Origin of the sequence: Nostoc sp. (genome assembly GCF_036917135.1) — a bacterium.
Lineage (GTDB): Bacteria > Cyanobacteriota > Cyanobacteriia > Cyanobacteriales > Nostocaceae > Nostoc.
This window is the reverse complement of the sequence record NZ_JBALEA010000013.1, coordinates 1-16374: the sequence shown is the minus strand read 5'-3', so window position 1 is coordinate 16374 and position 16374 is coordinate 1. Positions and strand designations below refer to the sequence as shown.

At 42.2% G+C, this 16374-nt stretch carries 6 protein-coding genes; 2 read left to right on the top strand and 4 right to left on the bottom strand.

Annotated elements, in window-relative coordinates:
* Positions 1-8: 8 nt before the first annotated feature.
* On the bottom strand, positions 9-1655 hold the full coding sequence (locus tag V7K50_RS03690) for a ShlB/FhaC/HecB family hemolysin secretion/activation protein (RefSeq protein ID WP_334957383.1): 1647 nt from the start codon (positions 1653-1655) through the stop codon (positions 9-11).
* A gap of 834 nt (positions 1656-2489) precedes the next feature.
* Between V7K50_RS03690 and V7K50_RS03685 the strand changes: the two genes are divergently transcribed.
* Positions 2490-3347, top strand: coding sequence for a S1 family peptidase (locus tag V7K50_RS03685; protein WP_334957381.1), 858 nt, complete (start codon positions 2490-2492; stop codon positions 3345-3347).
* 286 nt (positions 3348-3633) lie between these two features.
* Positions 3634-12864, top strand: a complete 9231-nt coding sequence (locus tag V7K50_RS03680; RefSeq protein ID WP_334957379.1) for a CHAT domain-containing protein — start codon at positions 3634-3636, stop codon at positions 12862-12864.
* Positions 12865-13097: 233 nt separating this feature from the next.
* On the opposite strand, the gene V7K50_RS03675 is transcribed toward V7K50_RS03680, so the two are convergent.
* The 3 genes from V7K50_RS03675 to V7K50_RS03665 form a co-directional block, all read right to left on the bottom strand.
* Positions 13098-14888 carry a serine/threonine-protein kinase gene (locus V7K50_RS03675; RefSeq protein ID WP_334957377.1) on the bottom strand — a complete coding sequence of 597 codons (1791 nt, stop codon included), beginning with the start codon at positions 14886-14888 and terminating at the stop codon, positions 13098-13100.
* Between the two features lie 260 nt (positions 14889-15148).
* On the bottom strand, positions 15149-15610 hold the full coding sequence (locus tag V7K50_RS03670; RefSeq protein WP_334957375.1) for a DUF4079 domain-containing protein: 462 nt from the start codon (positions 15608-15610) through the stop codon (positions 15149-15151).
* Between the two features lie 121 nt (positions 15611-15731).
* Positions 15732-16127: a DUF1830 domain-containing protein gene (locus V7K50_RS03665; RefSeq protein ID WP_334957373.1), complete on the bottom strand. Its 396-nt coding sequence runs from the start codon at positions 16125-16127 to the stop codon at positions 15732-15734.
* Positions 16128-16374 lie beyond the last annotated feature (247 nt).

Sequence of the window (16374 nt, the reverse complement as noted above, 5' to 3'; positions counted from 1 at the left end):
GCATCTAGTTACAGACGATAGCTGGCACTAAAATAAAAACCATTATCTTGGGCATTTTGACGTCGATCTTCTAATTCCACAAATGGCAGAGCATAATCCAAGCGCAAGTTAAGATTTGGTATTGGTTTCCATAACATCCCTACTCCTGCACCAGCGATCAACTTCTGTCTTTGTATGAGGTTAGGATTGTTATCTACGTTCCAAATCAATCCCAAATCGAAAAATGGTGCTATTTGCAGCACTTCGTCTCCTGTCGCGTCTCTTTCCAATGCTATACGGTCTTCCAAGCTAAATCTCAAACCGTTATCACCAGCCCGGACATTTTGCCGATAACCGCGTACTGATTGCCCACCTCCGATGACAAACTGTTGGGAGGGTAATAAACCATCTGGTGTTAGTTGTAGGTCAGTTTGAGCGATTAAAAGATTGTCTGGACTCAAACGTTGCTGGCGCTGTACTTGTAATAGCCAGCTAAAAAAGCGACCATCAGGCTTGTTGGGGTTGGAGTTGATGGTAGCGTCAAAGACGCCAATGCCGAAGTTAAATTGCGATCGCAATCCCCAAACTCCTTTTACATCCCGCCTAACATAATCTTGAGCAAATCTAATTGTTCGGGTGCTACTATTACCGTTTTCGTCGGGGCCAATACCGAAAGGTGTGGGGCCAGCAAAGGTAAATGTCTGACCATTCTGAACGCTCAAGCCTACAGATAAGGCAAATTCTTCGCGGAGCGATCGCACTAATGGTTGACGATAAGTAAATTCATACAGTTCCGATTGTCCATGAATATCGAAAATGTCGAGAGGAGCCTCAATGACTCTGACTTTGTTAATTGCAGTTCTAAGCTGCAAAGTGCCATTCATCGGATTTAAGGGCACTTGGTAAGTAAAGTCGTAAGCATTAGAACCACCTTTTTGAGTGGAGAAGTAATAAGTTCCAAAGAATTGATCGCCCAGACCTGTGAGGTTACGATAGCTAAGACCTACCCCCAATCGTTCCGAACCGACACTAGGGGGAGAGTAGTTGTCTACACTAAATCCCAAATTAAAGGGATTAGCTTCAGTGACTCGCACGACTACAATACTTTGACCCTGCTTAGTCCCCGCACGGATACTGGCTTCCACTTTTTCAAACAAAGGGTCTGTTTGCAGCAACCTTAATTGTTCTTCTAATTTGGTTTGGGAAAAAGGCTTGCTAACACCCAGATTAATCCGCGATCGCACATACTTGGAATTAATGCGTCGTGTCGGGGGATCAATTTTAATTTCTTCGATGGTACCTTCAATCACCCTAATTGGGACGATACCATCTTTAATGGCAGATTCTTCTACACTTGCGACTGAGGTGATATAGCCCTGTTGAAAATACCACCCAGTGATCTGATCCGCAACACTTCTCAGTTCTGCTAAAGTCAGTGGGAGTCCTTGAGCCTTCTCAATAATCCGATTCAGTTCCTTGGAATCAGAAAAACTACTGCATATCAGTTCTATTTTTTTTACCAGAATTGTTCCATCGTCTACCGTTGGTGAGACTTTTGGGCTTTCTGTACCTTGAGTATCGCACTGGGGTTCGGCTTTTTGTTTGAGTGCTAGTATCAGCCTCTCAACAGTTGCAGCAGATGAATCAGTATCAGCATAACTTGGAGATATACTCATAACCAAAGCCGCGCAGGGACTTAACAGTACACCCCACCACAATTGGCTTCGTAATATCAAGCACCTATTTTTTGGTTTGTGTCGGTAGATTCTCAAAAAATTATCCAGCATTAATTCTAGAAAAACGTAACAAATAGTACAACTGGCTTGATTATATGAGAGTTTTTTTGTCCTGCAAACAATACAAAATTTCACCGTTTCAACCGAAATTATACTCACAACGTAGTCTATATAGTTGCAAAAGCTGACTCTACAACGAATGGCGCTGCAATCAAAGTTTTATTACTGGTGGTCTAATGGATTACGAGCCTGTGGCGATCGCTCTAGGATTGTTATGGTGGTTGATTTGTGTCATTCTGTTTCCAGAATATAAATATAGTTATCGGTTTTGTCAATAACGCTGCACTCAAGATTAATCAGACTCAAAAACTCTAATTTTTTATACATTTATCACTAAGTAATGATATTGAAACTTCTTGCTAACTTCATGATTAATTTGGTGAAAAATCTCGCAGAAACTGAGATATAGCGAGGATTTTTAGAAAAATAAAATTTTATGTAATTTTTTGATGTAGATTCTAATGATGTATCATTTTTAATAGCTAATTCGTATAATGTAGGAATAAGTTAAGTATTGTGCTTTTATTTACAGTACTTAATCTATTGATCAAGTCTAGTAAGCAATAGAGAATTTAAGAGCATTTTTCGATATCAAGCTTAATTCCCTTGTATTACTCACTAGAAAGGCGGCAGACTTGTTGTACCTGCCTTGAGATCAATAATTACGAACACTTGACAACTTAAATATAATTGTTGAACGGAGGCGTGAAAGCTGTGTTAAATCGATCCTTTTTACCAAGTTTTTTAATCGGTACATTAATAGTAACGGGAGTCAGTCAAGTTTTCGCACAAGAAGCTCCCGTGCAGCCGACACAAACAATTAAAGAATTGCAACCAACGGAAGTAGCCGCCATCGCTAGAGGAACCGTAGTAAAGATTGAATCAACTACTGGTACTCCTGGTTCTGGAATAATTAGCGATAGCTACCAGGAAGGAGGAAAAAATGTCTATGTCGTAGTTACAGCAAAGTCAGTAGTGCAAGACAAAAGTGCTAATTACGACATTGTAACGCCTTTAGACCAAGGAAATAAGCGCCAAAAAATCCGTATTTCTACAGAGAAAGATATTGATCAATTAGCGGATGAAGATATAGCGATCGTCCGTTTTCAAAGCACTCGGACTTATAAAACTGCCAAACTAGTTGTATCACCCGATCCGACGGATTGTTTGTTAGACGATCCACAGCTTTGTAATGGTGTTTATGTTGCTGGATTTGCTAACCCTCCAGCCGGAAGTAAAAAGTTAGTGTTTCATGTCACCCAGTTAAAGAGAAAGGATAAGTCTCAGACTTACAGCAATTTACCACGGGAGTATGATTTTACCGGGATGAATGGCGGTCCCGTCTTTGATGGATCAGGGCGGGTAGTAACAATTTACGGCAAAACTGATAGTCAGAAAAAATCTGTTCGCAAAAGAAAGGGTTTTGGGTCATTGCATCGTTTTCGTATTCGGTTTGACAGTACACCACCACTGTTGACTATTTCCCTTAGAAGCCCTACCCCATTTAACCTAACTGAAGAAGAAGATGGAACAGCAGTGGAAGTTGTGAATGACCAACGAGCTAGCCATTAAATTCTGAACTATCTGTGCCAAAAGTTACTAATTAAGAATAAACCTGGTGGTTGGGTGAGTTTGCTGCTAGTATAGTACGGCACTAATCCAGCTACCATCTCAATGAAGTAGAGAACAAGGGGCTTAAGCCCCTTGTTTTTTGCTAGGGAAAATTTCGTGCCACCCTGTACTATTTAGTTAACACCTGCTAATAGTCAGTACCTAGAGGCAAATTTTCTGATGTTGAATAATCCCCCCATAGAAACTTATGGGGGAGGTTTTTTGCTATCTTATAAAAGGAATTGTGATGAAGTCTTTAAATCCAAAGAATTTATTATTACTGATTAATGCGATCGCTCAACTAGTGATTTTAGGACTAATTGCGATCGCTCCAGTCAAAGCGCAGTCCATAACCCCTGCTGCTGATGGCACAAATACTATTGTTACTCCTAACGGCAACCAACTAAATATTACTGGTGGTACTCTATCTGGAGATAGCGCGAATCTCTTCCACAGCTTTCAAAAATTCGGTCTTGATGCCAACCAAATAGCCAATTTTTTGTCAAACCCAAACATCCAAAATATTTTGGGACGGGTTATTGGCGGCGATCCTTCATTGATTAACGGTTTAATCCAAGTCGTAGGCGGGAATTCTAACCTGTTTTTGATGAATCCGGCTGGGATCATATTTGGCCCCAACGCCAGCTTGAACGTACCAGCCGACTTCACCGCCACGACTGCCAACAGCATCGGTATTGGCAATAGTTGGTTTAATGCTCTGGGTAATAACAACTACACTACATTGGTGGGAACACCCAGCACCTTTAATTTCACCACCTCTCAGCCCGGAAGCATTATCAACACTGGCAATTTGGGTGTAAGTACTGGCAATAATTTAAATTTAGTAGCAGGGACGGTAGTTAGCACCGGACAGCTATCAGCACCAGGGGGTAATATCACCGTCGCCTCTGTGCCTGGTGAGAACTTATTACGCATCAGCCAACCAGGAAACCTACTGAGTTTGGAAATTCCCGCCAACGCGGGTACATCTGGTAATATTTCCGTTGCCACTTTGCCTAAGCTATTGACTGGTACTGGTTTGAATAATGCAGGTGGATTGACAGTCAACAGTAACGGACAGGTACAACTCACTGCTTCTGGCATCCAAGTAAATCCTGGGGATGTGGTAGCAAAAAGCGTGACATCTGGGACAGCAACTCTATCAGCAGCCCAAAATTTGACTTTGCCAGAGAGTCAGCTTCAGACAACTGGGGATTTAAACTTACTCGCTAAAGATACAGTGCGCGTGCGCGACAGTGTAGCGAATCCCTTTTTGGCGCAAGCGGGGGGAAATCTTTACATTCAGGGGAATCAAAATATTGATATTCTGGCGCTGAATCATCCCCAGACACCCTTTGTCAGTGGCGGAAATCTTAGTTTAGTCAGCGATGGTAATGTCTCTGGTGATGCTCACTTTGCTAGTGGGGGGCAATTTTCGATTCGCAATTTGTCGGGTGGTGCGGGTAATTTTGTCAGTCTCTACGATCCGATTATCAGGGCTAATGGAGATGTCATCTTTGGTAATTACACAGGGGTAGCACTGAAAGTAGAGGCGACAGGAGGTATTCAGGGTGGAAATATCACGATTAATGGCCCAGATACTTCTCTTACAGGAGACCCAGATTCATCTGTATTGACTACCAGTAGCGCGTTGATTTTAAGTGCTGGTTTACCTACAGTAACTGCTATTAATTTTCCTTCATCTCAAGGGTCGCCAACGACCAACTTCCAAGCGCCAGCAACTCCCTTATTGCCGGTTGGGAGTATTAAAGTAGGGAATATCAACACCTCATCTACAGCAGCTACAACACCTACTCTCAAAGGTGGGCCCATAACTTTATCAACTCAATCGCTTACAGGTAACATCACCACAGGGAACTTAAATTCTTCAGCCACTGGTGCTGGGAGTAATGGAGGTATAATTTCCCTGACCACAGCAGGCGGAACCATTACTACTGGTAACATAGATTCTTCGGGTATTGTCAGTGGCGGTAACATCACCTTCGCAGGACCTGTCATCCTTAATGGTGTTCCAACTACTATTACCACTGGCGCTGGTGCAGGCAATATCAATTTTGCTAACACAGTTAATGGCGGGAGTCCTCTAATCTTAACTGCGGGGACAGGGAACATTACCTTTAGCAATGCAGTTGGTGGAACAACACCTTTAACTAGTCTGACAACCAACGCCGCAAACACTAATGTTGCCAATAACATTACAAGCACAGACGACATTACCTTTAATAGCACTGTCACCTTGACTGGAAATGCTACCTTCAATGCAGGCACTGGTACGATCGCCTTTAATAATAACCTGACAGCAGGTGCTAATAACCTGACTTTGACTGCTGATGAAATTAACTGGCCAGCAGGAACTAATGTAGTCACTGGTACAGGTAATTTAGTACTTCAGCCCTTCACAGTTGGACAAAATATTAACATTGGCGGCGCTGACACCGCCAATACTTTAGACCTGACCACAACAGAGATCAACGCTTTACAAAACGCTTCGGCAAACGGCTTTAATCAGATTACCATCGGTCGCAATAATGGCAGTGGTGCGATCGCACTCAAGAGTGCTAATTTCAATGACCCAGTGATAATTCAATCACTCAGTGGTGAAATCAATACTCAGGGAACAATTGCTACTAACAATAACAACCTCACATTCAATGGCAATCTCAACCTGACTGGGAATACTACCTTCAATGGAGGCACTGGTGCGATCGCCTTTAACAATAACCTCACAGCACCTGCTAATAACCTGACTCTCAACGTTACCAACGCTTCCAGCACAAGGGTTACAGGGAACATCAATTTTAATAATGGCAATATCAGCATTAACAGTCCTGTCAACTTTACTGGTACTGGTAGCCAAGTTGTGAATGTTGGCAATGGCAACATTACCTTTGATGATTCTGTCACACTGGCTGGCACTGGTAGCAAAGAATTCAGTGCAGGCACTGGTGCGATCGCCTTTAACAATAACCTGACAGCAGGTGCTAATAACCTGACTTTGACTGCTGATAAAATTGAGTTGCCATTAGTAGCTAATGTAGTCACTGGTACAGGTAATTTAGTACTTCAGCCCTTCACGCCCGGACAAAATATTAACATTGGCGGTCTTGACGACAATGCCAGTACTTTAGGCCTGACCACAACAGAGATAAACGCTTTAAAAGACGGCTTTAGTCAGATTACCATTGGTCGCACTGATAGCAGTGGTGCAATTAATATTATCAACCCAGTCACCTTCAAAGACCCAGTAACAATTCAATCGCCAACGGGAACTGGAAGTATTACCGCAACTGGGAATATTACAGGTACAGGCAATGCCTTAATCACTCTGCTAGTCAACCAGAATATTACTACTCAAAGCATCACCACAGAAGGTAATAATATTACCCTCACCAGTACCAATGGTGCTATCGATACCACAGGTGGTGTTTTAGATTCCAATGCCAATAACACAGGCAATAGCGGTAACATTTCTTTGAGTGCTAATGGCAACGTCAGCACGGCAAATATTGATGCATCTACTACCACAGGCAATGCAGGTAATATCAACATCAACAGCACAAACGGAAATATTTCTACAAGCGACTTGATTGCTACGGGTGCTGCCCAGGGCGGTAATATCTCTGTTAGCGGTACAAATGGAGCGATTGATACCAGCGCTGGACAAGTCAATGCTTCATCTACTGGCGTTAATGGTGGTGCAATTAGCTTCACCGCAGCCAATAACATCCGTTCTGGTAAGGTCACAACCACAGACAACGTTCTCACTTTCAGGGCTAATAAAATTAACTTCCTGTCAGGAGACAATTCAATTAGTGGTAGTGGTCAACTGATACTTCAACCCTTCACAGTTGGACAAAATATCAACATTGGTGGTATTGGTGATACTGCCAATACTTTAGACCTGACGAAAACGGATATCGAGGCTTTAACAGAGGGCTTTAGTCAAATTATCATCGGTGGCAATAATGGCAGTGGTGCAATTAATATTGTCAACCCAGTCACCTTCAAAAACCCAGTAACAATTCAATCGCCAACGGGAACTGGAAGTATTACCGCAACTGGGAATATTACTGGCACAGGCAATGCCTTAATCACTCTGCTAGCCAACCAGAATATTACTACTCAAAGCATCACCACAGAAGGTAATAATATTACCCTCACCAGTACAAATGGTGCTATCGATACCACAGGTGGTGTTTTAGATTCTAATGCCAATAACACAGGCAATAGCGGCAACATTTCTTTAAGTGCTAATGGCAATGTCAGCACGGCAAATATTGATGCATCTACTACCACGGGCAATGCAGGTAAGATCAACATCAACAGCGCAACCGGAGCGATTAATACCAGCGCTGGACAAGTCAATGCTTCATCTGGTGACGGTAATGGCGGTGCGATTAGCTTTACCGCAAATAGCATTAGTTCCGGTAATGTCTCAACCACAAGTGAGACCACAGGTAACACCACAGGTAATAACATTACCTTTGATGGTGCAGTTAACCTGACTCAAGATGCCACCATTACCAGTAATCGCTCAGGTAATATCAGCTTTAAAAACGCCATCAATGGAGCCAGATCATTAACCGTGACTGGTGATACAGGTATAATTAGCTTTGGCGGTCTAGTGAATGGGTTGAATAACCTTACTGTTACCACTGGCATTACTCCTGGGAACACCAGTGTTGCAGATAACATCAATATAATTGGCAATATTACCTTCAATAGTCCAGTGAGTTTAACTGGCACTGGTAGCAAAGAATTTAGTGCAGGTACTGGTGCGATCGCCTTTAACAATACCCTAACAGCAGGTGCGAATAATCTGACTTTGACTGCTGATGAAATTAACTTGCCATTAGTAACTAATTCAGTCACTGGTACAGGTAATTTAGTACTTCGACCCTCTACAGTTGGACGCGATATCAACATTGGAGATGGCTTTGTTCCAGACAGTTTAAAGCTAAACCTGACCACAACAGATATAGACGCTTTAGCAGACGGCTTTAGTCTGATTACCATCGGTCGTACTGATAGCACTGGTGCGATTAATATCAACAGCCCAGTCAACTTTAAAGACCCAGTGATAATTCAGTCCCCAACGGGGGCGGGAAGTATTACGGCAGATGGGGACATTACTGGTACTGGCAATGCTTCGATAACTTTGCTAGCCAACCAAAATATTACGACTCGTAACATTGCCAACATCGCTACAGAAGGCAGTAATATTAATCTCACCAGCACAAATGGTGTGATTAATACTACAGGTGGTGTTTTAGATTCTAATGCCAATGACACAGGCAATAGCGGCAACATTTCTTTGAGTGCTAATGGCAGCGTCACCACGGCAAATATTGATGCTTCTGCTGTCACAGGTAATGCAGGTAACATCAACATCAACAGCACAACTGGAAATATTTCTACAGGCAACTTGATTGCCACGGGTAATGGCAAAGGTGGTGATATCACTCTGACTGGTAGAGGGACGATTGATACTAGCAATAGACAAGTCGATGCCTCATCTACTGGCGGTAATGGCGGTGCGATTAGCTTTACCGCAAATAGCATTAGTCCCGGTAATGTCTCAACCACAAGTAACACCACAGGTAATAACATTACCTTTGATGGTGCAGTTAACCTGACTCAAGATGCCACCATTACCAGTAATCGCTCAGGTAATATCAGCTTTAAAAACGCCATCAATGGAAACACCATCAATGGAGCCAGATCATTAACAGTGACTGGTGATACAGGTATAATTGGCTTTGGCGGTCTAGTGAATGGGTTGAATAACCTTACTATTACCACTGGCATTACTCCTGGGAACACCACTGTTGCAGATAACATCAATACAATTGGCAATATTACCTTCAATAGTCCAGTGAGTTTGACTGGCACTGGTAGCAAAGAATTTAGTGCAGGTACTGGTACGATCGCCTTTAACAATAGCCTAACAGCAGGTGCGAATAATTTGACTTTGACTGCTGATGAAATTAACTTGCCATTAGTAACTAATTCAGTTACTGGTACAGGTAATTTAGTACTTCGACCCTCTACAGTTGGACGCGATATCAACATTGGTGATGGCTTTGTTTCAGACAGTTTAAAGCTAAACCTGATCACAACAGATATAGACGCTTTAGGAGACGGATTTAGTCAGATTACCATCGGTCGCACTGATAGCAGTGGTGCGATTAATATCAACCAAGTCTCTTTCAAAGACCCAGTAAGAATTCAATCCCCATTGGGAAATATTACGGCAGATGGGGACATTACTGGCACTGGCAATGGTTCGATAACTCTGCTAGCCAACGGGAATATTAATACTCGTAATATCAGTACAGAAGGCAGTGATATTACTCTCACCAGCGACAATGGCAACGTTACTACAGCAAATATTAATGCTTCTACTACCACAGGTAATGCAGGTAAGATCAACATCAACAGCACAACTGGAGATATTTCTACAGGCAACCTGATTGCCACGGGTAATGGCAAGGGTGGTGATATCACTCTGACTGGCACAAATGGGACGATTGATACTAGCAATCGACAAATCGATGCCTCATCTACTGGCGCAGTTGGCGGTGCAATTAACTTTACCGCTAATGGTGGTATTAATCTTGGGAATAGTGTCTTGACCACAGGTAACAACATTACCCTCACTGGCCCTGTCACCTTGAGTCCTGGTAGCACAAATGTCAGTGCAAACAACGGCAATATCACCTTTAATAACAGCGTTGATGGGACTAGTGATTTAACTCTCACTGCTGGTACAGGCAATATCAGCTTTGGCGGTAATCTTGGTGGTATAACTCCTTTGAATAGTCTGACAATTATCAGCGCTGCTAATGCGATTATTCCTGGCAACATCACCACTGCTAATGGCAACATCAGCGTTAATAGTCCCGTTACTTTGACTGGCACTGGTAGCAAATTGGTTAATGCAGGTACTGGTGCCATCGCCTTTAACAACACCCTTGCAGCAGGTAGCAACAATCTCACTTTGAACGCCGATACAATTAAATTGCCATTAGCAACTAATGTAGTCACTGGTACAGGTAATTTAGTCTTTCAGCCACAAACACCAACACAAAATATTATTCTTGGTGATGGTAGCGGTGGCGGAGTAAACCTAAACGCCTTAAATGGGTTTAACTCCATCACTGTTGGACTTTCTAATGGCACTGGTGCCATTACCATTAATAATCCTGTCACTATCAAAGACCCACTGTTCATTCAGTCTCCCATTGGCGCAGGTTCCATTAATGCAACTGGGGCAATTACAGGCATAGATAATGGCGCAATAAGTCTTTTAGCAAATCAGAATATTACTACTGGCAGCATCTCAACACAAGGCGGAGATATTAGCCTTAATAGCACAACTGGTGCGATCGCAACTGGTAATTTAAATTCCAATAACGATAATAATGGCAATGGCGGCAATATCACCCTCAATGCCCTTGGCAACATCAGCACACCAAATGTCTCTTCTCGAACTAATGCAGGAAATTCCGGTAATATTTTCTTGAATAGCTCAACTGGTGCGATCGCAACTGAAAATATCAACTCTGATAGTGTTTCTGGAAATGGGGGTGCGGTTACAGTTCAGGCTAGTGTTAGCATCACTAGCAAAATCATCAATACCAGTTCCAGCAATGGCAATGGTGGCTCAGTTAGCCTAGATCCACAAGGTAATATTCAAGTTACATCAATCAATGCCCAAGGTGGAACTAACGGCACAGGTGGTAATGTAAATATCCAGACTAAAGGCTATTTTCAAGCTTTAGGCACTTTCACAGATCGCAATGGTGTAATTGCCAGCATCTCCACATCTGGGGGAATAGGTAGTGGTGCCATTAGCATCGATCACGGAGGGGATAGCTTCATCCCGTTTGTTGTCGGTTTTTTAGACAATACCAAGCTCAACGGCACTGCTGGTTCAATCACCTCTAACATCGGCAATACCATTTTACCTACCGAATACTTCCCCGACAGCGTGACCAGAGGGAAGATTCAACTTATTACCCAAGGGCGGGTAGTACCAGGGAGACCGGATGAAAATACTCTCAATTTTCAACTGGCAGCAAATAACACTAATCTCACAGCTGCATCCGACATTGGCAACAAAGAGCAAGGCGAAACCCGTCGGATTGAAGCAGCCCTAAACCTGCCACAAAGTCAGATTAAAAACCTTCGAGAAATCCGCGACGAACTCCAACAAGTTCAACAAAAAACAAATACCAAAGCGGGACTTATTTATGTAGAGTTTACTCCCCAAGACTACAAACTAAATGCTGATAATTCCACTTCCAAGGAACAACTAAAAGATAGCGATCCATTGGTTTTGCGCCTTTTAACACCAGATGGAAAATACATCCGCCATCAAGTCTCAAATGTGACTAGAGGAGAACTTAAGAAAGTAGCTGACGAATTTTATCAAGAAGTATCTCTTCAACCAACTCCTGATTCTCGTCCCGATCTCGATAAAACTAAAGGCAGCAGCTACAAAAAATCAGCAAAACAACTTTATAAATGGCTAATTACACCTCTAGAAGCTGAGTTAAAAAAACAAGGCATTGACAATTTGCTATTTGTCATGTTGGATGCACGTTTGCGATCGCTACCCATAGCCGCCCTGGTTGACGATAAAGATCAGTTTTTAGTTGAGAAGTATAGTATCGCTATGATACCCACTTTCAGCCTGATCAGTACCCAGTACGCTAGTATCAAAAACTCACGAGTTTTAGCAATGGGGTCTGACACATTTGATTCAGGACCAGACAATAAAAACCCAGTAACGGAGTTACTTGCTGCCCCTATAGAGGCTGAAACTATCGTCAAGCAAGTGTGGCAAGGGCGAGGGGAAGCGCTCGTTAACCAGGATTTTACCCTCCAGCGTCTCCAGGCAGAACGCTCTACAACGCCATTTGAAATCATTCACTTGGCAACCCATGCAGTCTTTAAACCTGGAGAAAAACCTGAAGCAAAACCTGATTCATACATCCAACTGTACAACAGCAAGCTAAAAATAGATGACGTTACGAAGTTGGGATGGAATAGACCACAAGTTGAATTACTGGTGTTAAGTGCCTGTCAATCAGCTTATGGTGATGAAAACTCACAGTTGGGGTTAGCAGGATCAGCTGTAAAGATGGGTGTTAAGTCAGTTGTAGCGAGTTTATGGCAAGTATCAGATACAGGAACTTTGGGCTTGATGACTGAGTTTCACCGCCAGTTGCAGACTCAATCCGTCAAAGCACAAGCACTCCGACAAGCACAGATGGCAATGATTCAGGGCAAAGTAAACATAGATTCAGAGGGCAAAAACTTAATAATTGGCAATAGCGGTTTGAGTATCCCACTAGCAAGCATTAGTGTGAGTCCTGCTGAAGCAAAGCAGTTAGTTCTGAAACATCCATTTTTCTGGGCACCTTTTACCATGATTGGTAGCCCTTGGTAATCCTGACTTTTCACGTTATGTGGAAAAGCTAACGATTGGCCTAATCCCCTAACCCCCTCTTCCCGACACGGGAAGGGGAAAAATTCAAAGTCTCTCTCCTTATCTCTCCTTAAAGGAAGAGAGAAATAGAAGAGAGGTTTTCCAGATGCCGTGAAAAGTCAGCTTGGTAATTGTAATATCTGTAGGTTGGGTTGAGGAAGGAAACCCAACCTATACATTTGTATTTTTTCGGCTTATTGCTCAAGCTGTTCTATCTTTGACTGTGCTAACTTGGAGCAATCTGGGCGTCCTTGTTGACTACAAAGTGTGTCAGCTTTCTGAAAATCCTGAATTGCTTCCTGCCTCTTATCAATTGCAGCATAGACACGACCACGGTTAATGTAGGCTTGGGCAAAATCTCCTTTGGCCTCAATCGCTTTGTTAAAATCCTCAAGTGCAGCAGGTAATTTTTCTTGATAAGCAAGGGCAGTACCTCGACCGTCGTAGGCAATGGCGGTAATATGAGGTTTTGTGCCAGCTAGTTTCAGCGCTTGGTTATAATCTGTGATCGCTTTGTCGTAGTCTTGAAACTTTTCAATGTAAAGCACACCCCTATTAATGTAAGCTTGCGGATCGTCAAGATTCAAGTCTATAAACTTGCTAAAATCGTCAAGCGCTCCCTCTTTCTTATTCAAATTCCGGCGGGCGTTCCCTCGATGGAAGTAGGCATCAGCATATTTTGGATTCAAATCTAGTGCTTTGGTGCAGTCATTTTCTGCTTGTTGAAAATTTTTCTGTATTAAAACATAGGCAGCACAGCGACGGCTGTAAGCTTCGGCATAATCGCCTTTAATCTCAATCGCCTTAGTTGCATCTTCTGCTGAACGCTGATAGTTTCCAGCGTAAAATTGAGCATTTGCCCTTCCGTAATACGCTTCAGCATAGTTAGGATTGATATTAATCGCGTCAGTGAAGTCTTTAATCGCCCCTGACTGATCTTTTTTGTTATATTTTTCCAACCCTTTGTTATAAAACGAGAGTGAATTCACCTGAGGTAGCTGATTGTATACTGCAAAACCTACTCCTGCTAATGCAATCACCGCCGCTATCCCTCCCACAACAATAGGCACTTTGACTTTTGGAGATTGGCCTTTTGGAGATTGACTACTTTGCTCATCAATAAGCGTTGTTCCTAAGGGTGAACCTTCATATCCTGGATCAATTTTACTCAAATCACTCAGTACTTCGCTGGCTGACTGGTAGCGTTGACGGGGGTCAAGTCGCACCATTTTATTAACTACAAATCCTAAAGGATCAGTCACCTCTAGTCTATTAGGCCAGACGACTTCACCTGGATGAGAACTGTCATTACGTGGTAGTTTTGTTAAATCATTCGCCTGTAAACCCAAAAGCGCTTGGATAGCAATCATTCCCAAGGCATAGATATCACTATTAAATAGGGGAAAACCCTGAAATTGTTCCATCGGCATATATGCCGGAGTGCCAACAGCAATGGTTGGTGGGAATTGGGCATTAGGAATTTGAGCGGCGATTTCTTTAACTGATCCAAAGTCAATTAAAACTAACTTGCCATCAGACAAGCGTCTCATTAAATTAGCAGGTTTAATATCCCGATGAATTACACCCTGCCCATGCACAAATACCAAAATTTGTAAAATATCTGTCAATAGCCCGATAACTTGGTTTTCTGTCCAATGTTGACCAGGCATCATTTCCTGAAATAAGGGATAACCATCAATATATTCTTGAACCAAGTAAAATTCTTGATTTTCCTCAAATTCCGCTAAGAGCATAGGAATTTGATTATGTTGACCTAGTTTTTCTAAGGTTTCTGCCTCTTTTTTAAATAAACGCCGCGCAATTTCCAAGGCTTGAGGATCTGGACTTGAGTAGATCAATTGCTTAACTACACATTGCGGACGACCTGGACGCTTGAGGTCTTTTGCCAAAAAGGTTTTTCCAAAAGCGCCTCCGCCCAAGACTTGAACAATTTCGTAACGCCCGTCCAAGGTTTGACCGTTCATAGTAATTTTACTGCTACTAATAGTTAATTTTATACGTTAATTAATAAGTTGTGTTTCCGAAAAATCATTTAAGAAACACACTTAGTAAGAAATATTTGACTTATACTTAGTTTGCAAGGATGACAACAGAGTAGCTTAAATCACAGTTATCTGTCCACTTCTATGGACATTGGAGACAATCATTACATTGGGTAAATTTTAGTGTAATAGTCTTCTAGCTAACAATATCACCATTAAATACACGAATACATTAAATGAAATTAAGGTAAATACTTTTGGACTACAATCCAACCAGTAAGGGATACCCAGGCAAATCCGAGAAACAAAATAATATTTACGCCGATGTGTAATGGTCTAGCCCAAGGTCGTTTGATACTAATTTGCGTGGCACTGAAAGCAGACAGCAAAACCAATACTACCACTATCAAGCCAGCGATTAGGTGTGATGAGTGTCCCAAGGAACCAAAATGACCCAAAGTACCAACAATGCCAATGACTAGCAGTAGTAGCACTAAAGTTACCATACTGATGCCCATTGTGTAGTGGAGCGATCGCACCCCTTTATTTCCACCCATAAATGGGGTAATAAAAGGGAATTGTTGCGAAGTTCTCGCCCGAAACATCCAAACGCCTGTAACTGCTAACATCAGATATGCCAGCAGGGACAACCCCATTGACCAGGCGGCCATTTTCCACAACCAAAGAAATGAAGGCAGATTCATAAGAATGATTGTAGATGAGATGGGGAAAATGGGGGAAAATAACAATACCCAATACCCAATAAATAATCAACAAAAAGGGCTGCTAAATTAGCAACCCTTAAATTTAGTAAAATTGTTTTTTTTAATCAACCGATGCTAAACCAAGGATTTGCAAGGGTTTTGTAGTATCTCCGATTTTTGTATTAATTTGCTGCACCATTAGTTTGGTATTAATAGGGTCTTTGCTATCTGATGAGTCTGTATCAAACTCATAAGTACTGGGTTCATCGAGCATCAGGCGATCGCACGGAATGTTATCGGATAAAATTGCACTTGCCATCATCCCTGTATGAATCTCCACTTGACCTTTCCTCGGAGCTTCAAAAACTAAACGTTGTCCAGGGAAAACAACCCTTTCAAAGTACCAGTTGGGAATATTGCAGATGCGAGCTACCTGTATTTTGCTCGTGGCATTAATGTAGCAGCAGAGAATTTTTCCCGATTGCTCAGGTGGTAGAGGATCTAATATTTGAGCCATAACTGCTGAGGAGCTTTACGCCACAATTTTACATTACACTAGCCCAGCCTAACACCCACTGATCCCCAACTGCTGTAACTGCGAATACCAACTGAGTTATTTTAGATTATTTTTGTCTAAAGATATATTTTTAGTTTTGAAAATTTTGTAATTATGGTTCTTCAGTACTTGTTATGCCAAATTATTAAGATATAGATATCAAACAATGTCAAAAAATGTATCAATAATCTGCCAAAAGTACTATAAG

Excerpts from the sequence above, each read along its gene's own strand:
- V7K50_RS03690 (WP_334957383.1), bottom strand. The coding sequence starts at position 1,655 with ATGAGTATATCTCCAAGTTATGCTGATACTGATTCATCTGCTGCAACT.
- V7K50_RS03670 (WP_334957375.1), bottom strand. The coding sequence starts at position 15,610 with ATGAATCTGCCTTCATTTCTTTGGTTGTGGAAAATGGCCGCCTGGTCA.
- V7K50_RS03665 (WP_334957373.1), bottom strand. The coding sequence starts at position 16,127 with ATGGCTCAAATATTAGATCCTCTACCACCTGAGCAATCGGGAAAAATT.
- V7K50_RS03675 (WP_334957377.1), bottom strand. The coding sequence starts at position 14,888 with ATGAACGGTCAAACCTTGGACGGGCGTTACGAAATTGTTCAAGTCTTG.
- V7K50_RS03680 (WP_334957379.1), top strand. The coding sequence starts at position 3,634 with ATGAAGTCTTTAAATCCAAAGAATTTATTATTACTGATTAATGCGATC.